General features: G+C 71.2%; 15 protein-coding genes and 1 pseudogene. 6 read left to right on the forward strand and 10 right to left on the reverse strand.

What is annotated here, in order from left to right:
* Positions 1-28: 28 nt before the first annotated feature.
* Positions 29-970, reverse strand: a complete 942-nt coding sequence (locus AC5ZH6_RS03015; RefSeq protein ID WP_006369411.1) for an HpcH/HpaI aldolase/citrate lyase family protein — start codon at positions 968-970, stop codon at positions 29-31.
* Positions 971-1,101: 131 nt separating this feature from the next.
* On the opposite strand from AC5ZH6_RS03015, the gene AC5ZH6_RS03020 reads away from it, so the two are divergent.
* On the forward strand, positions 1,102-2,373 hold the full coding sequence (locus AC5ZH6_RS03020) for a polysaccharide biosynthesis protein (protein ID WP_205741450.1): 1,272 nt from the start codon (positions 1,102-1,104) through the stop codon (positions 2,371-2,373).
* Between the two features lie 29 nt (positions 2,374-2,402).
* Here the strand turns inward: AC5ZH6_RS03020 and pgfA are convergent, their stop codons facing one another.
* Positions 2,403-3,599 carry a cell envelope lipid trafficking protein PgfA gene (gene pgfA, locus AC5ZH6_RS03025; RefSeq protein ID WP_094601714.1) on the reverse strand — a complete coding sequence of 399 codons (1,197 nt, stop codon included), beginning with the start codon at positions 3,597-3,599 and terminating at the stop codon, positions 2,403-2,405.
* 142 nt (positions 3,600-3,741) lie between these two features.
* Here pgfA and AC5ZH6_RS03030 point away from each other — a divergent pair.
* Positions 3,742-4,788 (forward strand): annotated as a pseudogene (locus AC5ZH6_RS03030) (acyltransferase family protein); the annotation flags it as partial.
* Between the two features lie 11 nt (positions 4,789-4,799).
* Here the strand turns inward: AC5ZH6_RS03030 and AC5ZH6_RS03035 are convergent.
* The 5 genes from AC5ZH6_RS03035 to AC5ZH6_RS03055 all read right to left on the reverse strand — a co-directional run bounded on the left by AC5ZH6_RS03035 (position 4,800) and on the right by AC5ZH6_RS03055 (position 11,946).
* Positions 4,800-9,137: an alpha-(1->3)-arabinofuranosyltransferase domain-containing protein gene (locus AC5ZH6_RS03035; RefSeq protein ID WP_165776321.1), complete on the reverse strand. Its 4,338-nt coding sequence runs from the start codon at positions 9,135-9,137 to the stop codon at positions 4,800-4,802.
* Between the two features lie 20 nt (positions 9,138-9,157).
* Complete coding sequence (locus AC5ZH6_RS03040) at positions 9,158-9,358, reverse strand: DUF2613 domain-containing protein (protein WP_006369416.1); 201 nt, start codon at positions 9,356-9,358, stop codon at positions 9,158-9,160.
* Positions 9,359-9,426: 68 nt separating this feature from the next.
* Positions 9,427-9,930, reverse strand: a complete 504-nt coding sequence (locus AC5ZH6_RS03045) for a DUF8820 family protein (protein ID WP_094602155.1) — start codon at positions 9,928-9,930, stop codon at positions 9,427-9,429.
* A 65-nt stretch (positions 9,931-9,995) separates the two neighbouring features.
* On the reverse strand, positions 9,996-11,264 hold the full coding sequence (locus AC5ZH6_RS03050; RefSeq protein ID WP_165776322.1) for a DUF6745 domain-containing protein: 1,269 nt from the start codon (positions 11,262-11,264) through the stop codon (positions 9,996-9,998).
* 85 nt (positions 11,265-11,349) lie between these two features.
* Positions 11,350-11,946, reverse strand: a complete 597-nt coding sequence (locus tag AC5ZH6_RS03055; RefSeq protein WP_370530170.1) for a universal stress protein — start codon at positions 11,944-11,946, stop codon at positions 11,350-11,352.
* Between the two features lie 29 nt (positions 11,947-11,975).
* Between AC5ZH6_RS03055 and AC5ZH6_RS03060 the strand changes: the two genes are divergently transcribed.
* Both AC5ZH6_RS03060 and AC5ZH6_RS03065 read left to right on the forward strand, forming a co-directional pair.
* Complete coding sequence (locus AC5ZH6_RS03060) at positions 11,976-13,184, forward strand: glycoside hydrolase family 3 N-terminal domain-containing protein (protein WP_205741451.1); 1,209 nt, start codon at positions 11,976-11,978, stop codon at positions 13,182-13,184.
* A 31-nt stretch (positions 13,185-13,215) separates the two neighbouring features.
* A complete protein-coding gene (locus tag AC5ZH6_RS03065; protein WP_231386772.1) occupies positions 13,216-13,770 on the forward strand; it encodes a hypothetical protein in 555 nt (184 codons plus the stop codon).
* Here the strand turns inward: AC5ZH6_RS03065 and AC5ZH6_RS03070 are convergent.
* The 3 genes from AC5ZH6_RS03070 to AC5ZH6_RS03080 form a co-directional block, all read right to left on the reverse strand.
* On the reverse strand, positions 13,739-15,292 hold the full coding sequence (locus AC5ZH6_RS03070; protein WP_496168420.1) for a dynamin family protein: 1,554 nt from the start codon (positions 15,290-15,292) through the stop codon (positions 13,739-13,741). The genes AC5ZH6_RS03065 and AC5ZH6_RS03070 overlap by 32 nt on opposite strands.
* Positions 15,292-17,208 carry a dynamin family protein gene (locus AC5ZH6_RS03075; RefSeq protein WP_496168422.1) on the reverse strand — a complete coding sequence of 639 codons (1,917 nt, stop codon included), beginning with the start codon at positions 17,206-17,208 and terminating at the stop codon, positions 15,292-15,294. Before AC5ZH6_RS03075 ends, AC5ZH6_RS03070 begins: the two co-directional genes overlap by 1 nt.
* A 204-nt stretch (positions 17,209-17,412) precedes the next feature.
* A complete protein-coding gene (locus AC5ZH6_RS03080) occupies positions 17,413-20,529 on the reverse strand; it encodes an IniB N-terminal domain-containing protein (protein WP_496168424.1) in 3,117 nt (1,038 codons plus the stop codon).
* 281 nt (positions 20,530-20,810) lie between these two features.
* On the opposite strand from AC5ZH6_RS03080, the gene AC5ZH6_RS03085 reads away from it, so the two are divergent.
* The gene (locus AC5ZH6_RS03085) at positions 20,811-22,640 is read left to right on the forward strand and encodes an Hsp70 family protein (protein WP_496168426.1); all 1,830 of its coding nucleotides are present in this window, start codon (positions 20,811-20,813) and stop codon (positions 22,638-22,640) included.
* Entirely contained in the window at positions 22,631-25,069 is a 2,439-nt protein-coding gene (locus AC5ZH6_RS03090) for a LuxR C-terminal-related transcriptional regulator (protein WP_496168428.1), read from the forward strand. Before AC5ZH6_RS03085 ends, AC5ZH6_RS03090 begins: the two co-directional genes overlap by 10 nt.
* The last annotated feature ends 58 nt before the right edge of the window (positions 25,070-25,127 follow it).

Raw genomic sequence — 25,127 nt, forward strand, 5'->3', positions numbered from 1 at the left:
AGCGCAACGTCTTCCCTCGGTCCGCGGCTCAGTAGTGGTAGGTGTCGGAGGGAGCCGACGCGTGTCCGGGGTCGACCTCGTAGTCCGATTCGGTGACGGCGTAGGCGCGCGCGAGATCGAGGATCTTGGTGGCGCGAGCGATGCGCGGCAGATCCGAACCGTTGCGGATCTCGCCGCCGTCGCGCTCGAAATCGGCGAAGAACTCACGCGCCCAACTGATGTCGTCGGGTGACGGCGACAACCCCTCGTTGACCGGGGCGCACTGGTCGGGGGTCAGGCAGATCTTGCCGGTCATGCCGAACTCCACGCTCACCGCGGTTGCCTCCGACAACTTCAGTGCCCCGGACCCCACCGTCGGGCCGTCGATGGCGCTGGGCAGGTGGGCGGCCTTGGCGGCGATGGTGAACCGCGAACGCGCGTAGGCCAGGGTGGCCGGATTGTCGCCGAAACCGGTATCCCGCCGAAAATCGCCGATACCGAATGCCAAGCGGAAAGTGCCCTTGGCCGTGGCGATCTCGCTGATCCTCTCCAGTCCGCGGGCGGTCTCCACCAGCGCGACGATCGGCACGTCGGGCAGACGCTTCGCGGTCTCGGTGACGTGGTCGACCGACTCCACCATCGCCAGCATCACCCCGCCGACCGACGTCGTTGCCAGCGCGTCGAGGTCGTCGGCCCACCAGGGAGTGCCGAAACCGTTGACGCGCACCCAGTCTCCCGGTCCGCCCGGATGGTCGTCGGACTCGGTGGCCAGCCACCGCAGCACGTTCTCGCGGGCGGCGACCTTGTCCTTGGGCGCGACGGCGTCCTCGATGTCGAGAACGACGATGTCGGCGCGCGAACGGGCGGCCGGGGCAAACCGCTCATACTGAGCACCGTTGACGAGCAGCCAGCTGCGCGCGAGTACCGGGTCGATCCGCGAGCCGATGTCGCTCGAGTCGGGGTCGACGGTGGTGTTCTGCTGGTCGTACATCCTGGCCTTCTCGAGTGGTGATCGACGATGAATCCGTTCCATCGTTTCACACCCCGCCGCGGTGCCCGCCGGCCCCGACGTCCCCAACAGCGCGAACACTCGGCACGCCCCGGTGCGGCACACTTGGTCGCATGGCGACAGCGATCCGGATGCGCGGCATGATGGGCGCGCTGGGATCGGTGGCCGCCGGGTCGATGGCGGCGAATCTCGCGGCCTATGTCGTCTATGTCGGGGCCGGACGGTGGCTTGCGCCGGGCGATTACGGGCAGTTCGCGCGACTGCTGTCGGCGATGCTCGTCCTCGGTGTCCCGGCGTTGGCGTTGCAGTCGGTGATCGCCCGCGAGGTCGTCCGCGGACGCGGTATCGGGCTCGTCCGGGTCACCGTCACGACGGTCGCGGCCGTCGTCGTGCTCGCGCTGGTCGCCGTCCCGGTGGTCGTCGTGGTGGCCCGGACCGGGGTGGCCGCCACCGCTGCTGCCCTCGCAGCTGCGCCGCTGCTCGTGGTGATCGCCGCAGGTCAGGGTGTCCTTCAGGGGAGCGGCGAGTTTCGCGCGCTGGCGTGGGTTCTCGGGGCGGTCGGCATCGCGCGCTCGGTGCCGATGCTGGTGGCGTTCGCACTCGGCGTCGGCCCGACGTGGGGGCTCGCCGTCGGCACCCTCGGCACGGCCGTCGCCGCGGCCGTCGTGTGGTCTGCGGTCGGGGTGGTCCGCCGTGCCGATACCGGCCGGGGACGTTCTGGCCGTCGACTCCCCGGTGGCAGTGGAGCCGACCCGGACACCAGCACCGGGGTGAGTGCCGCGGGAGTGCTGCGCGCCTCGCAGGTGCAACTGGTGCTGATCGTGGCGGTTTCGATCGACCTGCTGCTGTCGGGAACCGTGCTACACCCCGACGACGCCGGGGTGTACGCCCTCGGCGCGGTCGCGACCAAGGCCGCCTTCTGGCTGCCGCAGGCCATCGGCGTCGTCTTCTATCCGCGGCTCGCCGATCCGGCGCGCTCGCGGACCGCCCTGCGTCAGGCGGTGACGGTGGTCGCGTCGATCGGGGCGATCCTCACGGTGGCAGCGGCCGCTCTCGGGCCGCTGGTGCCGCTAGTCGTCGGCGACGCCTACCGCCCGCTGGTGGGACTGCTGTGGTTGTTCGCCTACACCGGCTCGGCGATGGCCGTGCTGCAGGTCCTGCTGTTGTCGGCGATCGCGGCCGATCGCACCCGCGCCTCCGCGGTGACCTGGCTGGTCGTCGGGATCGAGGTGATCGTGATCGTCTGCGTCGTCGATTCCGTCGTTGCGCTCGCGGTCACGGCCGCCGTGGCCGTGACCGTGGCCGTCGCGGCGACCGGCATCGACTGCGTGCGAGCGATGAGCCGCACGCCCACGGAGGCGGACCAGGTGCGCCGGCCGGCGTGACGATCGTTGGGCTGCTTCGGGTTACCGGGCTACTCGCCCGCCCGACGCGACCCGATCGTCAGCACCAGCCCGCCGACCACGGCGACGACGCCGAGGACCGCGGCGACGATCGGTACGACCCGACCCCAGATCACCAGCGGCGTCGACAGACTCCCGGCCAGATCGGACAACCGGTTCCGGGTGGCGTCGTCGTAGGCGAAGGTCGCCTGCAGATTCGTCAGGCGGAAGTCGGCGAACGCCGGGTCGGGGAGACGGTAGGCCTGATCGATGGTGACCCGTTCGTCGAGGATCGTGCCGGTCGAGGTGTCGACCGACAGTTCCCACCGGGAGCTCTGATGCAGGGTCGCGGTGAGTTGCCGCGCCGGATCGCCGCCGACACCGAACCACGACGCCGGACGCGTGATCCGGGTCGGCGGCACGCCGTCGGACACCCCGGAACGGGTGGCGTCGAGGTCGGTGTCGGGGACCTCGGCGACGAAGCGTTGCGCGCTGCGGCCGTCGACCTGCGCGTCGCCCTGCGGTGTCAGCGGCACCGACCGCCGGGTCGTCGGATCGAAGAAGGTGTGCTCGGCGACGCTCACCCCGAACGGCAGGACGTAGGTGTCGCCGGTGCGGTCCGGCGCGGGAACCGGCACCGCATTGCTGTCGTACTGGATCTCCGAATTGCCCCGCGCCCCGGTGCTGTTGGCGCCCAGATCGGGTGTTGCAGAGCGGCGCGAGAGGGTCACGCGATCCTTGAACGCCGACAACGTCGGATCGGTGCACGCCGACTCACCCGACGCAGGCGGCACCTCGGATCCGGGGCGGGCGGCGTCGGCGTCGGCGATGCGGCCGTCGAGCCAGATGCGGTCGCCCTGCACCGACGTGCCCGCCTGCAGGGTGATCACCCGTTTGTCGGCCGGGCGGACCGCGACCACGCGTTGCTGCCGGACCAGCGTGGCGGGCAGCGTACGTGCGGCCGGGGTGTTCAGCGAACAGCGATCCAGGATGGTGGCAGTCGGAGCGGGCGACCCCGATTCGCCCTCGTCACCGGTCGGGACGCTGGTGGCGACGGTGGTCACGTCGGTCGAGAGCGGGATGAGCTCGAGCTGGCCCACCAGCAGTGTCGGCAGCGCCAGCGCGGCCGCCAGGAGGAATCCGCCGAGGAAGATGATGGTCGGCCCGAGCAGGTCGCGCGTCGACCAGCGGCTCGGGCGGGGGCGGTCGTCGGCGCCGGGCTCGGGCATAACGGCGAGCGTACGCGGTCACCACACCCGCCTCAGGACGGCTACGGTGTTCTCCAGAATGTCCACCCAGCCCACGCCAGATGCCACCACGGTCACCACCCGCATCCCCGAATACCGGCGATTCTTTCCGCAACTCGAGGGCATGCGTGCGGTGGCGGCGTTGGGCGTGCTGACCACCCACGTCGCCTTCCAGACCGGTGTAATGAGCACTCCGGTGATCGGCCCGATCCTGGGCCGGCTCGATCTCGCCGTTGCCCTGTTCTTCGCGTTGTCGGGGTTCCTGCTGTGGCGCAATTGGGTGGCCGCGGCGCATCGGCAGGCTCGCCCGCCGTCGGTGCGGCGATATCTGCGGCACCGTGTCGTACGCATCTGGCCGGCATACGTGGTGGTCGTCGTCGTGGTGCTGACGCTGCTACCCGAGGCGCGCGGCGCCGACCTCACCGTCTGGCTCGCCAATCTGACGCTCACCCAGGTGTTCGTGCCGCTGTCGCTGACCGCAGGACTGACCCAGATGTGGAGTCTGTCGGTCGAGGTGGCCTTCTACCTGCTGCTGCCGATCCTCGGGGTCGCCCTGATGTGGCTGAGTGGAGCGCGGGTGAGCGCCCGGGTGCCCGCGCTGCTGGGTCTCGGCGTGATCAGCCTCGGCTGGGCCTGGGTGGCCCGTGCACTGCCGGTGCCCGACGGGACCGAACCGACAAACTGGGTGTTCGGCCACCTGCCATGGTTCGTCGCGGGCCTGGTCATCGCCGAGGTGGCCGGCGCCGCCGACCTCGGTGGACAGTCGACGATCACCCGCGCGATCGAGCGAATCGGTGCCCGCCGGTGGCCGATGCTGGCGCTGTTCATCGTCTCCTACGGTCTGGCATGCACGCCGATCGCCGGACCCACCGGGCTCGGCGTCCTCGCGCCGTGGCAGTTCGCCGTGAAGATGGCACTCGGAGCGCTGTGCGCATTCGCCCTGCTCGCACCTCTGGTGTGCGAGAAGCCATTCGGGAACTCGCCGCGGGTGCGCGCGCGGTTCCGATTCCTCACCTCACCGGTCATGGCCGCGTTGGGCCGCTGGTCCTACGGCATCTTCATCTGGCACGTCGCGGTGCTCGCCGTGGTGTTCCCGCTCTTCGGGATCGTGCCGTTCTCCGGTAACACGACCCTGGTGTGGTGCCTCACCGCGGTGCTCTCGATCGGGATCTCGGCGGCGAGCTACGCCTTCGTCGAGGAACCGGCCCGGGACTGGTTGCGCCGCCGCGAAAGTGCGCGGCGTGCACGCAGTCGCGAGAACCAGCGGCGTATCGAGGCCGGCATCGCCGAGGAGATCAGCAGCGACACCGCGACGAACGCCGGCAACTGAACCCACCACGAGAAGCCGTGGTAGCCGGTCGTCGCATGCCAGGGTCCCGACGCCAATCCCACCGTGGCGAGCATCATCGCGACGAAGCAGCCGACCACGACCACCCGCGACCGAGCGAGCACGACCGTCGCCCCGGCCAGCACGCTGATCAGCACCGCCCACCATCCGGCGAGCAGCCACGACGCGGCCAGCCAACCGAGCGCGCCCGCACAGGCCACCACCGTACCGCCCACCGCCGTACCGCCCACCGGCGCAACGGGAACCGGAGCGGGGGGCAGGCCGGCCCGTCGTCGCCACGGGAGGAACGCTGCTGCGAAAAGTACTGCGAGCAACACGAATCCGACGATCAGCGACCATCGGTAGACGCTGTCCCACCGGAACCTCAACGTCACCGTGCCGGATGCGCCGGCCGGCACCTGCCACCCCTGCTGCCAGCCGTCCACGACGACGGGATCGAGTGTGCGACCGCTCAATTCGGCCACCCATCCGGGATTGGTGCTCTCCGGCACCGACAGAATCCGGGCGGTCGGCGCGGCATCGACGCGCACGCTCCGTGCGGTCGACTGCCACTGCTCGACCCTCGGACGGGTCACGGCACCGGCGGCCGGCGCACCGGGCATCGCGGTGTTGCCCAACCAGGTGGTGTCGACGGTGAACGCCTGCCCCGGGTTCACCGATAACTCCTGCTCACCCGCGGGCAGACGGATCGGGGCCGACGAGCACGGGCGGGCCACCACCGGCTCCCCGTCACGCAACGCGGCGGCGGTGGTGTGTACCGACAGGCCGATCACCTGACCCGACACCGTGATCCCGATGCCTGCATCGCAACCGATGTCGATGGGCCTGCTCAGTGGTGGGGCTGCAGGCGGGGCAGGGGAGATCGCGATGTCGGCGATGCCGACCGGTGCGCGGCTGGCGAATCCGAGACTGTTGACGTCGAGGAGGTCGGTGCGGTCGAGCATCGTGAGGGTGATGCGATCGGTGACGGCGGGCCGCAGACGGATGACGCCGTCGGCGCCGACGTGGACCCGTTGCGGGCCGGTGCCGAGATCCACCGCCACCTCGGTCGGGGCGGCCGGATAGCCGCCGGCGGGCGCGACGATCCGCAGACTCTGCACCTCCTGCGGTGCCGGCAGGGTCAGGGTCAGCGTGGGTTTGTCACCCTTCTTGGTGGGTTCGGCTGCGGTCCATACGGTTCCGGGGTCGCCATCGACGGCGGCCTGGCTCGACCCGCGCGGATCGTTGACCTCCGACGCCCCGGTCGCCCGCACCGTCGTCGGCGTGCGCAGCAACGCGTCGAGTCCGTCCCCGGGTGTGGGTCGCAGCACCACCGCGGGCGTGACGTCGACGCCGTCGGGGACCGAGAGTGCGCGCGTCATCACCCCCGGTGTTTCGGGACTCAACCCCAGACCCGACGCGCACAGCACCCGCGCCGCGGGTGAGCCGTCGTCGGCGCCACCGGGTTGGTTCACACATGTGGAGCGCCCGGAGAGTTCTTGGGTGAGAAGCCATCCCGCCACCGGCGTGCCCGGCGCGACCCGGGGTAGGACGACGCGGTGGCGGATGGTCAGCGGCAGCCCGGACGCCAGATCGATCACCCCGACCTCGCCGAGCGCGAACTGGTTTCCGGCGCTGCCGTCGTCGGTGGCCGAGGCGCGGATCTGCACCCACCGGGTCGGTCCGCTGGGTGCGGTGACCGTCACGGGCTTGCCGGGTTCGAGTCCGGAGGCCACCGTCGACCCGGCCTCGGTGGTCACCACGATCGACGAGACGTCCGGGCCGAGTGCTTTCGCTGTTGTCAGCCGCAGGGCGAGATCGCTTCGCGGACGATCGAAGTCCAGACGCATCCACTGCCCGACCGCCGAGGTGAGATCCGCCGACACCCATGCCGTGGCCGGGTCGCCGTCGAAGGCGGCGGCCGCGGAGTTCGCCGGTGAGGTCTGTCCGGGCTGGGTGGCATCGGACGCCGACCCCGATGTCGAGACACGCACCCCGTTCGGCTGGTTGTCGAGAAGCCACTGCCCTTCGGTGAGTGGTTGTCCGGCAACGGGATAATCCGGAGCCGCGTTCTGCGTCCGGCGCGGATCCCCGGGCGCACGGATGGCCGAGCTATGGTCGTCGACGCGGCCGAAATCGGTCTCGCGGTCGGCCGGGGTGTCGGTGAGGATCACCGGCGCCGACGGCAGGTCTGTGCGTTGCGCGTCGGCCTGCATCAGTGTGGGGCCGGCGGGGGGTTCTCCCAACCGTGCGCGCAGATCCGCCAGTGCGGCAATCGCTTCGGGTCCTCCGGCGACACGCGGCATCGACGCGGTATCGGTCAGTGACGGACCCGTGCCGCCCGCCGCGTCGACCCGGTAGATCTGAATCGCGCGCATCGGTGGGCGTAAACCGTTGTCGCGCACCACACCCTTGGCGCTGGGTTGGCTCACCAGCGGACCGAACGACGCGGCGCGGGTCAGGCCGGGTGACCCGTCGAGGGCCTGCTGGGCCAGCAACGGACGCGCCGACCGCGAGGTGTCGGGGTCCAGGTCGGCGCGTAACACGACGAAGCCGATCCCCTGATCGGCCAGTGTCGCAGCGAGCCCCGGTGACGCCCGCCCGTCGGCCAGATCGCGCTGGACCGAGTCGAGAGCCCGGATCGCTCCCGGCGGCGTCAGCGGGATCGCGTCACGGATGGCCCACGGGGAGTCAGCAAGTGGTTGCAGCGGCTCATCACGCGTCAGTCCCCACAACTGATCGGCCGATGGTGCGCCCGGAACGACAAGCGCCCGTTGTTCGACGCCGTTCTGGGAGACACCGCCCTGGGATACACCCTCGTGGGCGTGCGCACCGAGCCACGACGCCGTCTGTGTCCAGTAGTCCGGGATGGCGCGATACGCGCCGTCGGGGGCGAGTTGACCGGTCCACATCAGCGAGCCGGCGCCGGCCGAGGCGACGAGGACGACCAGCGCCGCGGCCACCGGCCGTGATCGTTGCGGATGCGCGAACGCCCGCAACCACTTTCGGGTCGGCGCCGACCCCGGCAGCGGCACGCGCGCCAACAGGTGCGCGACACCGAGCACCAGCGGCAGCCGGACGAACGGCTCGAACTTGTGGACGTTGCGCAGGAATGCGCCCGGGCCGTCGAGGAAGACCCGGACCGGCTCGGCGATCGGTGACCCGAGCCCGCCCGCGTAACCGGTGCACATGAGCAGCAGCCCAATCGTCAGGATCGCGATCCATCGTCGCCGATACGGCATGTGCCGCATGCACAATCCGGCCAATCCGGCGGCGGCCAGGGTGCCGGTAGCCAGAACCGCGGCGGGTTGGGTCACCAGCACGGCGCCCGCCACGCGTTCGGTGGAGACGAACGGTGTCCACGAGCTCGTGCCGCGCAGTACCTCGGTCAGCGAGGTCCACTCGGTGGTCACCCGGGAGGATTCGATGAAATCCAGGAACGGCGGCGACACCCGCGACAGGATGAGCAGTGGCACGATCCACCACGCGCACCCCAGTGCCAGCCCGGCCGCCCAGGCAACCCCGAAGCGCCACCACCGGCGCACGTCGGTGCGTGCGCACAGCAGAAACCACGCGACCGCGACGCCCAATGCCGCGAGCGTGGCGACCGCGTTGACCGCTCCCATCAGCGCGACGGCCACCGCCGAGCGCATCGCGTGCCGCCACACGGGCGTGTCGTCGCGGCGATCCAGCGCACGCACCACCGGCAGCAGCACCCAGGGGGCCAGCATCATCGGCAGTGTTTCCGACGAGATGGAGCCGATCGTCGTCAACACCCGCGGCGACAACACGAAGATCGTCCCGGCCAGCAGCCGTGAGCCCATCGATCCCACGGCCAGCGCCTCGGCAAGACGGACGAGACCGACGAAGCCCACGAACAGGAGCACCGCCCACCAGAGCCGCTGGGTCACCCACGGCGCAAGACCGATCAGCTCACCGGCCGCGTAGAACGCCCCGTGCGGGAAGAAATAGCCGTAGGCCTGGTTCTGCACCTGCCCCAGCGGTGCCTGCGGCGTCCAGAGGTGCGCGGCCCGCGCGAGGAAGCCGAGCGGGTTGGCGGTGAGGTCGAGCTTGGTGTCGGCGGCGGTCAGGCCTGGCGACTGCAGGAACGAGACGACCAGCGCGACGAGCGCGGCGACCGCCACACCGCGGCGGTCGAGCGTGCGCTGCGCGGCCGGGTCGCTCGAGCTCACTGCGGCCGGGTCGCTCGAGGTCACTGGCTGTCGCCGGAGCCACCCCGTGATCCGTAGTCCACCGAGCCCTGCACGAAGCCGCTGTTCGGATTGATGTTGTTCAGGTCCGTCGACGGGCTCGTCTGCGCCGACAGGACCCCGCCGAGGAGCACCGCGCCGAGTCCGACCAGGATGCCGGCAACTCCGGCGACGGCTCCGGCGATCAGGCGGTTGTTGCGCATGGTGGCCAAACTACCATCGGCGCCGCAGCGCTCGCGTGAGCGCGCGGGACGCCTCGCCGTGCCCGCGTTCAGTCGGCAACCAGCCGCGACCCGTCCAAGCGACTGAATCGGCCGAACCGCCAGGCCAGCCCGTAGAGCTCGTCGGCCGCCTCGCGTTGGCGGCGGATGACGTACCGGCCGGGAGCGATCCCGCTCGCGCCGTGCTCGGGATGCAGCAGATAGGCGACCGAGGACGCGTCGACGACGCCGAGGCTCAAGCCGTCGCCGTCGACGAACCATCGCCGGGTCCAGGTGCACTCCCCGTCGGCGAGCAGGGTGTGCGGGTTGCCGCCGCCGGCGCCACGGAGGATCTCGATGCCTGTCGGCGGCACCGGTGTGGGCGTCGTCGACGCCCCCGACCGCGCCTCGGCGGCGGCGACCATGCGCCACGGGACCACGAGGAGGTCGCCCTGCGCCTGCAGCCCGACAGTGACCGGGATGGTGAGTGCGGTGTCGAGGTGATCGAGGACGCCGAGACCGCTCTGCTCGGTGAGTTCGGCGAGGGTGGTGGTGGCCGATGCTGTCGAAGTCATGTGTGTGTCTCCCATGTGTTCTGGTGCGGTGGTGTGTTCCGGTGCGGTGGTATGCGGTATGCGCCTCACGTTCGTCGCACGAGTTGGGCGTAGTCGTCGGCGTCGAGGCCGTAGGTCCAGGCCGCGGCGGTCAGAGCGGTGGGCACCCAGCCGGGCACGTGTATGCCGTAGCGTCGGCGCCGGCCATCGCGTTCCCGGGAACCATTGGTCACCACCAGGATTCGTTGATTGGTCCGCCATTGGCGGGGGCTGGCGTACAGCGCGAGGGTGGCCGCCTCGTTACCGGGATCGTCGGATTCGTCGATCAGTCGCATCCCGGCATCGTCGATCCATCGATCCCAGCCGATGCGTTCGATCGCGGTGCGGCGGATCTCGATGTTGCGTTCGGCGGCGATGCGTTCGGGTGTCGGATCGTCGATCACCCAGTGCGGCACGATCGTTCCGTGAACGGCATGCACAGCACAGCCGTCGGCGTAGGCGACGGCGGGACCGTCGTCGCGATGGAGGCGCCGTGTGCCGTGCGGGCTGTGCGGGATGGGTTCGGTGTCGACGGAGATCGGCCGTTCGGCCAGGACGCAGACGTCGTCGAATGCCCACCACCATCCGGCGGAAACCGCCAGCGCCGTGGTGATCTCGAGGAGTTCGACCTCGTCCGGCGGCAGCCGCGCCAACCCCAATCGATAGGCGACGAGCCCGAACGCGCTGCGATGCGCCTCATGCTGACCGAACCACGTGCCGACGCCGGGCATCACCGGCAGCGTCGACTTGATGGGACGGCCGATGTTGTCGAAGAGGCTGGTGCGCAACGAGTCCCGGATGGCTGCCCGGACGACGTCGGGCACCTCGGCCCCGCCCTCGAGTGCCTCCGCCGGGCTCAGGGTCTGTGTGCGTCCGGCCTGTGCGCGTCCGGGGGTCACGCGCCGATTCGGAAAGACGGGTGACAGCCGGTCGAGACGCTTCTTCTCGACGGCGTCACGCGAGCGTGCCAGCATCGCGGCGATCCGATTGGGGGCGTCGTCACGTCCGGGTGCGGTCGTGGTGTCGAACTTCTCGGTCTGGATACACCGCACCGCCGCGTGTGGCGAGGCCATCCAGATGAATTGTGGGGGAGGGTGTTTGGTGATCCGATACAGTTCCGAGATCGTGGCTTCGGCAGTGGTGCGATCTGCTCGTCGGCAGTCGAGTCCGTGCTCGAGCCAGGCCTCGCGAGTATCGATCAGGTAGCCGGCGATCGCCGACGAATCCGAGCCGTCAGTTGGTGGCGGTGGAAAACGATTGCTGGACAGTATCGTTCGGTGGTCGACGCCGACGGGGTCGACCGGCACGGGGCTCACGCGAGGGAGGCGGTGGCCGCCTTTCCGGTAGTCATGACCATCAAGGATGGCACCATCGGCGCGCGAGCGCAAGGCGTACGTCGGGTCACGGCGACACCGGAGGTTGCTTGTCGCACTTGGCCGGAACGATGAACACCGGTCGGTGGCAGTGCTTCAGCACGCGGCCGGCCACGCTGGATCGCAGTAGTGCCTTGAGTCCGGAGTCGCCGCGGGTACCCGTCACCAACAGGTCGACGTCGAGGGCATCGGCGGCGGCGACCAGTGCACCCCACACCGTCGACTCCACCTCCACCAGGGTCCCGGTCGCATCGAGGCCCGCGTCCCGCGCCATCTCGACGCCCCGCGTGTTGATCTCGGCGGCTTCCGCGCGCAGGGCGTCGTCGACGTCGAGTTCGAGGGGCGAGGTGTCGACGAAGGGCTGGATGCCGGCCGAGAGACTCGACAGCCGGGCCGGATTGAGCGTGCCCGGCTGCCAGGCCGTGACCACGTGCGCGGTCGTCGCCCGCAGGAAGTGGGCGGCGTAGGTGATGGCCCGCTCGGAGTTGGCGCCGCCGTCGAACGCGATCATCACCGACTGGGGGACCGGACCAGAAGCGGACTGGGACACCGAAGAGGACGGGGACACGGGTTCAGCGGGGGCGGAGTCGATCCGCGCACCCTGCTCCCGGTGTCGAGAGTCCATTGCCCAAGAGTACATGCAACACTCGTGCCATGGGCCCAACTCGACGACGCCGTTTTCGCCAGGTTCGTGACCTGATCGCGCTGGTGGCGGTGACCAGTATCGCCGTGGTCGGCTGCGGCACCGATTCCTCCTCGTCGGCCGCGCAGACATCGTCGAGCGCGGCCTCGTCGGCGTCGACCCGCTCGTCCCCGCCGGCGTCGACGAGTGCCGCGGCGCCCATCGGCTGCGGTGCGGCGACGCTGGCGAAGATGTCGCTGCGACAGAAGTTGGGCCAGTCGATCGTCGTCGGCGTGACCGGAACCGACGACGCGCTGTCGTTGGTCAAACGGGAGCCGGTGGGCGGCATCTTCATCGGCAGTTGGACCGACAAATCGCTTCTCACCGACCAGGGCGCCCTCGAGAAGGTCACCGCAGCCTCGTCGATCCCGCTGATGGTCAGCGTCGACCAGGAAGGCGGTCGCGTCTCCCGGTTGTCCTCGCTCGGTATCGACAGCCCGTCGGCGCGTGAGCTCGCGCGCACCAAGACACCCGAGCAAGTCCGTGCCCTCGCGGCGAGTGAGGGCAAGAAGATGCGGGCGTTGGGTATCACCGTGGACTTCGCCCCCGACGCCGACGTCAGCGACGAACCCGACGACGCGGTCATCGGTGACCGCTCGTTCTCCGACGACCCGGCCACGGTGGCCCGATACGCCCAGGCGTTCGCCGAGGGACTTCAATCCGCCGGAGTCATGCCGGTGTTCAAACACTTCCCGGGGCACGGGCACGGTTCGGGTGACTCCCACCTCGGTGTCGTGCGCACGCCGCCGCTCACGCAACTCGAGCGCAGCGACCTCGTCCCGTACAAGACGCTGCTGGCGAATCCGGGGAATGCGGCGGTGATGGTCGGGCATCTGATCGTGCCCGGACTGACCGTCGGTGACACGCCGGCGAGCCTGAGCGTCAACGCCATGCGCATGCTGCGGACCGGGCAACCGTACGGCGGTCCGGCCTTCGACGGCGTGGTCTTCTCCGACGACCTGTCCGGGATGGGCGCCATCACCCAGCGCTACCCGCTGCCGCAGGCGGTGCAACGCTTCCTCGTCGCCGGCGGCGACATCGCCCTGTGGATCACCACCGACAAGGTGACCGCCGTCCTCAACAGCCTCGAGTCCGCCGTCCGGTCCGGACAACTGAGCCAGTCGCGCGTCGACGAGTCGGTCGTCCGCATCCTCAAAGCCAAGGGGCAGCTACGGTGCTGATGACCGCCGGAGGAGAGCGGGGTGAATCCGCATGACTGATCCCCACCCGCCGCATCGGCCACCGCCACCACGTCCGCGCGTTGCCGTGACCCCGTTGGCGCAGCCTCCGGTCGCACGCACGCGTCGCACGCATCTGGTCGTCGGGCTCGCCGTGCTCGAGGTGGTCTTTCTGGTCGCCGCGGCGGTGGTGGTGATGATGTCGCGTGACGCGCTGACCGCTGCCCTGCGAGCCGATCTCGCGGCCGACAATCAGGGGGCCAGTGCCGCCGACATCTCCACCACGGTGTCCGTTGCGCTGCTGGTCGCCGCGGGTGTGGCGGCGCTGGCCGTCATCGCGGCGGTCCTCGGTGTACTGCTGCTGCGCCAGGGCGGCAAAGCAGCTCGGCCCCTGCTACTCGGTTCGGCGGTCCTCGTGACGGTGCTGGCGGTCGCGTGGATCGTGACGACGAATTCGCTGCCCGCCGATACCGATACGGTTCTGCCGATGGTGTGGGTGTCGCGCTATCTGCCGTCGGCGGCGGCGCTCGCCGGGGTTCTGGCCGGTGTGCTGGCCCTCATTCCGGACGGCGGTGCGACCCTGCGTTGAGCGTCGCGCCGGTGGCACGGCTGATGGGCGGGCCGATCGACGGGTCCGGCCGTCCGAGGTCGGCCAGGATGCCCTCGGCGCTGCGCACTGCCACCGTGGCCGCGTCGACGACCTGCGGGTCGGCCAGCGGATGTGCCGCCCGTGTCCGCCACCGGGCGGCCGCGGCAATTGCCGCCTCGCGCACCTCATTCGGGGTGGCGTCGTGCGCAAGTCCCAGGCGCACAGTCGGATACACGCCGCGGTCGCCGACGAGTCGGCTCAACTCGTCGAGTGTCTCGGGGGGCAGACCGATCCGTCCGGCCCGCACGGCCCCGATCAACCGCAATTCGCGGAAGCCGTGGGTGTCGGCCAGCGCGCGGCGCACCGACGAACGCAGTTGGGCCGCTGCGGGTCCCGGGATGCCGGCGAGTATGCCGTCGAGGGTGCGCAGCGCCGAATGCGACTTGAGCTGCCAGGCCCGTTGGCCGAATTGCACGGTGATCAGGGAACTGAGCTCCGAGAGACCGCTGCGCGCGAGCAACTCCGCCGACAGCGCCGACGACGTCGTCGTCCCGAACCGGATCAACGTCACCGCCAGTCGGATACCGAAGACGCCCAGCCGGTCGGCCAGGGCTTGCCGCGCCTGCGGGTCGACGGTGGGCAGGATGTCCGGGCGGGTGAATCGGTCCATACTCAGCAGCGCTGATTCCAGATCGTCGGCAGGCACCGACGCCAGCGCGAGCAGCGCCCGGAACTCCCTCTCCCGCAACGTCTGTGCCCCCAACGCCAGCAGCCCCGACACCGGGAGGACCGAGTGGCACAGGCCGGTGCGGGTCAGTTCGCCGGTCAGTCGCGCAGCGATCTCCTGCGCCGACAGCATCGCATCCACCCGCCCGGCGCCGAGTTCGTCGGCACGGGACACCACCCCGACGACCCCGAGCGGGCCGGCCGAGGAGCCCATGGCCGCGGTGATCCGCCGCAGCATGGCGGAGTCGGCGGCGGTGAGTGTGCGCAGCAGATAGATGACCGCATCCACCCGAGGTCGCCCGTCCTCGGGCGCGAGAAGACGTTCGGTGGACGCCGACAGGTCCGACGACAACGACGCCAGCCCCGGGGTGTCGACCAGGGCGCGATGCTCCAGCGCCCGGGTCGGCCAGGTGACCTCGATGCGATCGATGCGATCGGCGGTCAACGCCCCGAGGTCGAAGCCGAGTCGGCCGTCGATTCGGGTCACCGGAACCGCAACGGCGGCACCGTCATCGACGCATGCGGTCACCGACGCCGTCCGGCCCCGGCGATACCAGGTGACCACCCGCGTGCACTCGGTGGCGTCGGTCGGTGCGATGTCCTGCCCGACCAGCGCATTGAGCAGCGTGGACTTGCCGGCCTTCAGCGATCCGGTGAGTGCGATCCGCAAGGGCGCGTGGAGTTGTCGCTCACACTCCTCGATCCGATCGAGGGCGCGTCGATCACCGGCCACGGCCGTGCGCGCTGCAGCGAGGAGGTCGGGGGCCGCCGGAGCGGGGCCGGGTGCGGGACTCATCAGGCGGCCGGCCCGGTGATCTGGGTCCCGGTGATCGCCTCGGCCGCACGACGCAGCGCCGCCACCGCCGACAACTCGCTCTCCAGCGTCGCGACCCGGGCGGCGCGCTCGGAATCCTCCAGTGCCGCCGCCGATTGCGCGGCGCTCAGCGACTCGTTGATCGAGCGGGCCGCCTGTTCGGCGATCTCGGCGAAGTGATCGCGCAGGATGCGCTGCATCGTGCGCAGCCGATCACGGGACTCCTTGCCGACCTGGAAGCTGACGTCGTCGGTGAACGAGCGCACCACCACCTTGGCCTTGTTGCGGCGATCGGCGAGTCGCGCCTGCTTGTCGTCACGATAGGCCTTGCTGCCCAACAACAGTCCCGCACCCACCGACACGGGATTGATCAGCGCCATCCCCATCATGGTGGAGATCAGTCCGAACATCAGCACACCGCCGTAGGAGCCACGCATCCCGACGATCAGCTTCTGGGTGATCGACATCGACGACGTGTTGGGTGCGCTGAGCTCGGTGACGGAATCGAGGATGCCGTCGACGCCGGCGATGTCGATGGCCGGCAGATCGGCGTACCCGGCCGCGGCGAAGTGCTCGGCGAGCCGCTCGGCCAGCCACACCGAGCGTTCGTGTGCCCACACGAAATTGTCGCCGACCGCGGTCGCGGTCTGGTCGATCAGCCACTCCGACAACCGGTCCCAGTCCTTCTCCGGATCGCCGTCGTCGATGGCGCGCTCGGCCTCCCGGGTCACCGCGCGCAGCCGGTCCCGCAGATCGTGATCGATGTCGGCGGCCAGGTCGGAGATCCCGTCGGTGAGGGTCTGCTGCCAGTGCGAGGACGACCGGCGCAGTCCCTCCGCCTTGGCCCGGGCCTCCCGCAGGCCTCGCACCGCGCGGTCAGCGGTCTCCGGATTCTTCAGTGCCGCAAGCTCACTGCCCAAGGTGAGCGCCAGGTGCTCGGAGACGGTCCGCAGGTCGGTGCCGGCGGCGGCGCGTGCAGATCGGCGCGCCGAGGGCACCACGGTTTCCCGGAGATACCGATAGAGGTCGGCGAAACCCGCCTCGGCGTTGAGTTGTTCGTCGCCGAGACGCAGGGCATGGGCGCGCATCGTCGACGAGACGGGAAGAAGTGGGATGTCGATGTCGGCGGCCCGCAGGTGGGCGCGGTCGGCGTCGGCGATCCGACGCCAATGCGGGTAGAGGTCGGTCTTGGTGAGCAGACAGGCCACGGTCGGGCACAGATCGACCACCTGACGCAGAAAGGCCATCTCGGGTGCGGTGAACTCCTGGCTGGCGTCGGTCACCATGAACACCGCGTCGCCGGCCGCGACCATGCCGAGAGTCGTTGCCGCGTACGGGTGTCCGTGACCCCCGACGCCCGGGGTGTCGATCACGACGAGTCCGTCGGCCAGCAGTGGTCCGGGCGCGGTGATCTCCAGCCGCATCACCTCGCGTCCCTGGGTGTGGGGGCTGGTGGGGGCGACGGAGGTGACCTCGTCGAAGGGAATCGGGATCGGCTGGTCGGTGCCGGCGACCACCAGGTGGGCGGCGGGCTGCTCGGCGTGGGAGATCAGCGTGGGCACGGCGGTGCTCTCGTCGTCGCCCACCGCGCAGACGCCCAGGTTCAGCAGCGCGTTGACGAACTGGCTCTTGCCTTGTTTGAGGTTGCCCACGACGACGATGCGCAATCGGGGATCGGAGAGTCGGGCGTGGGCGCCCTGGAGGCGGGCGGTCAGGTCGTCGCGCTGTGTCTGTGCCGCCAGGGTCGCGGCCCGAGCGATGAGATCGGAGATCGTCGATCCGGTGGGGCGAAGATCGGAGGAAGCGGGCGCGGCGCTTTGCGGCGTGGGTGCTTTCGGCGTGTTGTCTTGTGGCGCGGCCGGATACATGGCCTGTTGTTCGGCGGATGTGTGCGACATGGTGCTCCCACGGTAGCCCGACCGGTGCCGCTGGGTCGCGGCATCGCGGTGAGAAAGCGAAGACCCTTTCCCTGCCCGCGGCTCCGGTCACGCGGGCAGGGAAAGGGCAGGGGGGATGTGGTCGGCGATCCCCGAGGGAATCACCGACCACCATCTCCTCGGCGGCGCGAGCCGTGAGGCCACGCGCGACGGTGGACGTCGTCGTCAGCCGCCGAGAAGTCCTTCGTGGCCCCCGATGCCGTGACCGGCATCGGGATGCGGGGTCGTGGAGTCGGTGCCGGGGTCCGCGCCGGTCAGGCCACCGCCGAGGCCGCTCTCGAGGCCTCCCGTCAGGCCCGAGGTGAGATCGCCGGTGGCGTGGGTGGTGGCGTCGAGGGTGTGGCCGAGCGGGTTGCCCGCGCCTGCGGAACCCGTTGCGCCGGAATCGGTTGCACCGGTGCCCAAGCCGCCGGCCGCCAGGCCCGTCGAGCCCGGTTCGGTGGTGCCCGGATCGGCGCCCGTTCCCACGCCCAGACCGTTGGCGCCGACCTGGGCGATCGATCCGAGTGCGCCGTGGCCGCTTTCGGTGACGGTGCCCTCGGTGGTCGTCGTGTTCTGCAGGCCGGAGAGTGCGGTACCGACGAGACCGTGGCCGCCGATCGAACCGCCGGCGTCCCCGCCGGTCAGGTCGCCGAGGTGGGAGTCGATCTCGCCACCGAGCCCGCCTGCGGCCGCGCCGCCTCCGCCGAGGCCCAGTCCACCGGTCAGGTCATTGCCGACGTGGGTGAGTTCGGTTCCGAGGTGGTGACCCGCGTCGGGTGTGGTCGTCAGGCCCAGTCCGAGGTCGGGCGTGTGGGTCAGGTCGGTCGAGAGCCCCAGACCGCCGGTGAGATCCGAGCCGGCGCCGGCAAGGCCGTCGGCGATCGCCGCGGTCTGCAGGGCAGCGCTGCCGCCGGCAGTGATCGCGCCGCTGCCGACGATGCCGTTCTGGCCGAGTGTCAGGGCGGGTTGGGCGACGGCGACGAGGTCGGCGTCGACGATCCGATCGATACCGCCGCCGGCCTCGAGCGTCGAGGTGAGGCCCGCGGTGATCGACCCGGCCTGGCCGGTGTCGAGGTTCAGGGCCCCGCCGAGTGCGGAGGTCAGCGAGGTACCGAGATCGGCGCCGTCGACGAGCGAGCCGGCGACGGCGCCACCGAGGTCACCACCGAGGGCCGAACCGAGGACGGCGCCGAACGAACCGCCGAGCGCCGAGCCGATCTCGCCGCCACCGCCGAGTGCGGAGGACAGCGCGCCGGACAGCTCACCGGTCGTCGCGGTGAGCGCCGCGGAGTCGAGGCCCCCGATCAGTCCACCACCGATCGCTCCGCCCCCGGCGAGTTGCCCACCGAGTGCGGCGTCGAGGGCGCCGCCGAGTTGCCCGATCAGTGCGCCGTCGACGCCGAGGGCGGTACCCAGGTCGGCCGCGAGGACCTGCCCCAGCGTGGCTTGTGTTGCGCCGCTGAGGCTTCCGTCGATGCCGGTGGCCGCGGCGAGCATCCCGCCGAGTGACCCGCCGAGCGCGGCGGCGAGGTCGCCGCCGAGTCCGCCGACCGCGCCGAGTTCGGTCGCCAGCCCACCGGCCAGTCCACCGGCGAGCCCGCCGTCGAGCAACGCCGACAGTTGCGCGCCGCCCAGCCCGGCGGTGTCGAGCACGCCGGCCAGAGCGCCGCCGAGATCGAGAGCGGTGGACGCGCCGAGCGCCGAGCCGATCGTGGCGCCGAGAGTCGAGTTCAGGGTGGCGCCGAGAGCGGTGTCGAGGCCCGCGCCGGTGGCGAGCAGGCCGCTCAAGGTGCCGTCGGCGTCGATTCCGCCGGCGAGCGCGGCACCCAACGCGGCACCGAGGTCACCGGCGACGGCACCGCCTGCGCCCAGGGTCGAGGCCAGGCTCGCTCCGAGAGCGGCGCCCAGGTCGGTGTGAGCGTCGAGAGCTGTCGCGAGTCCACCGGAGAGGGCCGTGGACAGGCCGCCGGAAAGAGCGGAGTCGAGTGCGGCCGTCAGTCCGGCGCCGCCCGCGCCACCGATCCCGAGTGCCGCGGTCAGTGCTGCCGACATCGCGGTGCCTGCCCCGGCGCCCGCGGTCAACGCGATGCCACCGGCGGCGGCCGCACTGCCGGCCAGCGCGGCGCCCAGCGCACCGCCGAGCCCGGCGGCCACCGAGCCGCCGGCGGCCAGGCCGGTCGCGAGCGCACCCGACAGCGTGGTGGTCAGCTCGCCGGCGAGAGAGGCGACGGCGCCGGCGTCGAGAAGTCCGGTCAGTTCGGCACCGACCCCGCCCGCTGCGGCGAATGTGCCGGTCAGTGCGGTGCTCAGGGCGGCCGACGCGCCTGCACCGAGGTCCAGGACACCCGAGAGGCTGGCGCCGAGTGCGGTGGCGGCGTCCAGGCCTGCGGTCAGTCCGGCCGCGAAGTCGGCTCCGAGGGCCCCGCCCGCGCCGAGTGCGGCACCGAGGGTGGCACCCAGCGAGGCGGCGAACGCTCCGGCGACCTGGCCGCCCGCGGTGAGGCCGGCCGACAGCACGGCGCCGAGTTCGGCCCCGCCGGCGCCCGCGAGTCCGGCACCGACGGACAGTACCGCCGAGAGCGACGACGACAATTGGGCGGCGAGCTCGCCGCCGAAGCCCAGCGAACCGATCAGCGCCGCGGCCAGTTGGCCGCCGATCTCGGCTCCGCCGCCGAGTGCGCCCCCGACCAGTGCGTCACCGCCGAGCAGGAGATCGAATGCGCCGCCGAGTGCGGCACCCAGTTGCCCGGCCACCGCGCCGCCCGCGCCGACACCTGCGGCCAGGGTCGCCGCGAGTCCGACCGCGAGTTGTCCGGCGAGGTCGAGCTCGGCGAAGGCGATGCCGCCGAGATCGACTGCGGTCAAGGCGAATCCGGACAGATCGGCACCGACGACCCCGATGCCGCCGAGGACGCTGCCGAAGTCGATGGAGCCGAGCGAGAATCCGCCGATGTTCACACCGCCCAGGCCGACACCACCCAATCCGACGCCGCCCAGTGCTGCCCCGCCGAGGCCCAGACCGCCGAGCGCCCCGCCGCCGATGCCCAGTCCGCCGAGGGCCCCGCCGCCCACAGCACCGCCGGCACCGACCGCGCCGCCGGCACCGGCGATCGCGCCGAGTGCTCCACCGGCGCCCCCGCCGGCGACCAACGGTGCCGCAGCGGCGACCTCGGCCGGGGTGACCCCGCTCAATCCGGCCGCGGCGAGTACGGTCTGCGGCGATCGGCAATACCCCTCAAGGGCTTCGTCGTCGCGCAACAGCCCCAGGATGAAGTCGAGAACGGCATTGTTGCTGCTCATGGGAAGTCTCCTCAAATGACATGCGGTGGATGATGACCACGCTATGGGGGCCGCCGGGCCGGCACATCGGGGAAAAATCCCCCCTTCGCCGCCGTGCCCCGTCACGTTCCCCGAGGGGGCATTTCCCCCTGCGGGCCGTGAGCCGAGCGCGGGTTACGGGGAAATTCCCCCATCTTTGCTCCGTCGGCTAACGACACGCCCGGGAGTCGCGACATGATGAGCAGCGTGACCTGCGGGTCACCCGGCGCGTCCACGCCGGTTAGAGGAGACGAGGAGAGACGATGACCGTCGACATCCGGCATGACGCGACACCCGAGCCGGCCGGGGGTGTGGGCGACCATGAGGCGGCTCCCGCGTTGGCGATCGGCATCAAGATCGGCACCGACGTCTCCATCGCCGTCGGTGCGCACGCCGACGGCTGGGCGGGTACGGTCACCCGCCCGACGCTCGAACTCGCCGGACGCGACGACTTCCTACCTCGCATCGGCGATCCGGTCGGTCTCGCCGACGCCGCAGGTGATCCGGTGTTCGCCGAGGCGCTTTACGCGCAGGCCGTCCATCGGCTGCTCACCGAGACACTGGAGGCGACCGGCGCAGACCCTCGGGCCGTCCAGGTGACGTTCGCCGTCCCGGACGGGTGGTCGCCGGCGGTGATCGCCGACGTCGCCCGCGCGGTGCAGGCGGCCACCGGGCTCACCGCGGACCGGTGCGCCTGGACGAGCGCAGCGGTCACCGCGGTGACCGCCGTCGAACACGCCACCGGCGTCTTCGCCGACGGCGATCCGGTTGTCGTCTACGACTTCGGTGCGTCCGCCACCACGGTGACGGTGCTCGCCGCCGGCGCCGATCCGACCCCGTTGACGCGACCACTGACCTCGACGTTGGTGAGTGGACGTGACATCGACCGGCTGCTGCTCGATCACACCCTCGAGGCCACCGGGCTGGGCCAGGCGTTGGGCGCCCGGATCGACGATCCCTCGATCCTCGCCGACCTGACCGAACTACGCAGGAGTTGCCGTACCGCCAAGGAGACCCTGTCGACGGATACCGGTACCGCCGTGGATATCTCGGTCGGACCGCATTGCACCGAGGCCCGTCTCGTGCGTGAGGACGTCGATGAGCTGGTGCGTGGGCCGGTGCTGGAATCGGTGAGCCTCGTCCGCGACGCGCTCGCCGCCGCAGCCGTCGATCCGCGTCGGGTGGCGGCGATCGTCGCCGTCGGTGGCGGCTCGACGGTCCCGATCGTCTCCGAACTGCTGGAATCCGCCCTGCACATCCCAGTGATCCTCGACCCCGATCCGGCGGGCGCCGCCGCGGTCGGGGCGGCGTTGATCTCCGCCGACCGTCTTGCCGGCGCCGGTGCCGCCGACGACGCCACCGCGCTGCTCGCCGCGGCCGCGCCCCTGCCCGCACCTGCCCCGGTCCACGCCGTCGAACCGGCCCCGGTCTCCGAAAGTGCTCCCGCGCAACGCCTCTCGAATCGCAAACGCGGTGTTCTGGTCGCGCTCGGCGTGGCGGTCATCGCGGTGTTCACCGCCGCCGGATTGTCGGTGGGCACCGGGCTCGTCGGCTCGACCAAGCCGACGACACCCGCGCCGGCCGAAGGCGCGGTGCCCAGCGGATCGCACGGGGCATCCACTGCCGCGCGGTCGACGCCGGCCTCCGCGCAGGCCGGTGGTTCGGCGCCGTCGGGGTCGGGTCGCGGCGTACCGGCGGGAACGGCCGGGCGCAACGCCACCACCGGTGCGCCCTCCTCGGCGGCCGCCGGCGTACCGGCGGCCTCCACCGCTCCGCAGGCCGGGCAACCGGCCGGGTCCACCGCGGCGCCACAGCCGTCGGCCTCCAATGGCGGTGCGACCGATGGGGGTGCGACGAACGGCGGTACGACCGGCGGGGGCACCGGCAGCGGGAGTGACGGCGGCAGCGGGAACACCGACACCGGCGGCACCGACGACGGCTCGGGCGGTGGCGCGCCTTCCGGCGGCTCGGGCAACAGCGGTTCGGGTTCGGGCAGTGGAATCGGTGGCGCGGTGCGCCAGTTGCCGGGCGACGTCCTCGGCGGCGTGGGTCAGATCACCTGCGGCCTCGTCGGACTGCCGGCGTGCCCGTGAGCGAGGGCCTCGCGGCTCCCGCCGTGGCACCCTTGCCCGGCGACGAGTCCGATCCCTGGGCGATCCGCGTCGTCGACGAACTCGGCCGACACGGTTGCGGTCTCGATCTCGCCGTTCTGGTCGGCCCGCCCGGCAGCGGCCGGTCGCGGGCGTTGGCGACCCTCGCCGATCGCTTACGCGCGGGCGGTGCGCGGGTCGTCGTCGGAATCCCGCGGGACGCGGAGTGGTCCGACGCCCACGGTCGCCGACCCGTCGTGATCGCCGACGACGTCCATGCCTGGCCGGTCGCGAGCGTCGCGCGATTGCGCTCGGCACTCGACGACGGCCACGTCGCGGTGCTCGCCGCGACCGAGAACAGGGTGCGCGACACCATGATCACCGGCCTCGTCCAACGGTCCCGTCCCGGCGGCGGAGTCCGGGTGTGCGCCCCGGTGTCGACCGCGTGGGTACTCGATCGGGCCTTGCTGCGGCGCGTCGACCTCGATCCGACACAGGCCTCCCACATCCGACGCGCGTGTGCGGGTGCACCGGGCCTCATCGACGAAATCCTTGTGACGCTGACGTCTGATATGGTTGCAGCACAACATGATTCGCGACCAACGGACGTCGTCGAGCATGCTGCTCTGCTCGCGCGGACGGCGTACCGGCGTCGTGTGGAGCATCTCGACGACGCCACCCTCGCCGTTCTCGCGATCGCCGACGAGGGCAACGGGCTCGACACCTCGATGGTCGCCGAGGTCCTCGACATCGACGAGCAGAGCGCGATCACCGCGATCGACCGAGCGCGGGGCAGCGGTCTGCTCCTGAGCGCCGACACCCTGGTGTCGGCTGCGCGGGGGCCGCTGGTGGAAACGCTGGGTTCGGGTCGGGTCACGCAGGTCAGGCGTGCGAGTGTGGTGCGCCGCATGGGAACCGGCTCGATCTCGCCGCGTGATGCGATGGCCGCCGCAGAACTGGGTATTCGCGAGCCCCGGGTGAGTGCGGCGCTGCTCGAGGCGGCCGCCCAGGCGTCGGCGTCGGAGGCGGAGGTGCTCCTGACCGCAGCCGCCGGTGCCGGGGGTGATGCCTTCGAAATCGCGCTGCGCCGAGCGCATGTGGCGCTGGCCGCCGGTGACGTCCACCGCGCATCGCAAATCGTCGACGAGATCATCGGGGCCGCAACGAGTCCCGCAGCCGAGATCGTGGCCCCGACCATGCTGTCGGCGCGGATCGCGCTCGCTGCCGGCCGACCGTCCCACGCCGCCGACCTCATTCGCTGGCTGGGTCCGGAGTATGCTGCGACGCAACCGATCACGGCGGTCCGCGCGCTGCTCGACGTTGGCGATCGCGACGCCGCCGCCCGATATCTGACCGACACCGGTGCGGCGCCGACGGCCGTGCGCACAGCACAGCGTGACGTCCTGCGAGCCCTGTTCGGCGAGCCGATCGGCGGACCGACGCTCGACGGTCTGTTGCGGGCGCTGCCGATGCTGGCCGATCACGACGACATCGCCTGGCCGGCACTGATGCTTGCCGTGCAGTCCGGAGACATCCTCGCCGCCCGGATGGTGGCCGACGAGGTCTTCGACGCCGACCGCCGTGATCTCGCACTGCAGTGGATCGCGCTGCTTCTCGATCCACACCCCGCACCCGGCGTGCCGACGCCCGTGCCGGTCGCGCGTACGCCCGCCGATCGGGTGCGTGCGGAGGTCGCCGCGCTCGGGCGGGTTCCGACTCCCAACGCCGGTCGTGGACAGGCTCTGCGGGCTGCGGCCGCCATCGAGTTCGGGCTCGTCGACGCGCTCACCCTCGGCGAGCTATGGCTATCACTCGCCGCGGCCGGCGAACAGGTGCGTGTGCGCGGTCAGGTCGCCGCATTCGACGAGATCGTCGCCGGGGTCGGACTCGCAAGCGGCTGGGCGGTGACGTGGAACTGGTATGCGGTCCGCGCGTGCGCCGCCGTCGGCGACCGGACGGGTGCCGGGAACCGGCTCGCCCGCCTCGAGACGGCGCTGTCGGCACATCCCGGGGACGAGCGCACCGCAACTCTGGTGGCGGCCGCGCGTGTCGTGCACGATCTGGCCTTCGCCGCAACGCCGGTCGACGATCGGCGGGTGGTGCAGGCCCGGGCCGGACTGGTCGCCATCGGCGCACCGACAGACGCCGCCCGTCTGTGCGCCGACACCGCCGCACCCGACCTGCCGAGCCCGCGTCCGACACGCGCCGAAGTGTCATCCCCGCAGGTCAGCCCACCATCGGGACCGTTGACCGAACGTGAGGCGCAGGTGGCCCACGAGCTTCTCGCCGGCTGCACGTATGCCGAGATCGGCGCCCGGTTGTTCATCTCGGCGAAGACCGTCGAGCACCACGTCGCCCGTATTCGCCGGCGCTTCGGGGGCGGGTCACGGTCGGAGATCCTCGCCGCGTTGCGCGCAGCCGGTTACCGCTGAATCTTACTGAACGGTAAGATGATCTGATCCCTGCCGCGCGGTGGGGGTGTGGCGAGTG

Source organism: Gordonia sp. YC-XJ4, from assembly GCF_059511865.1.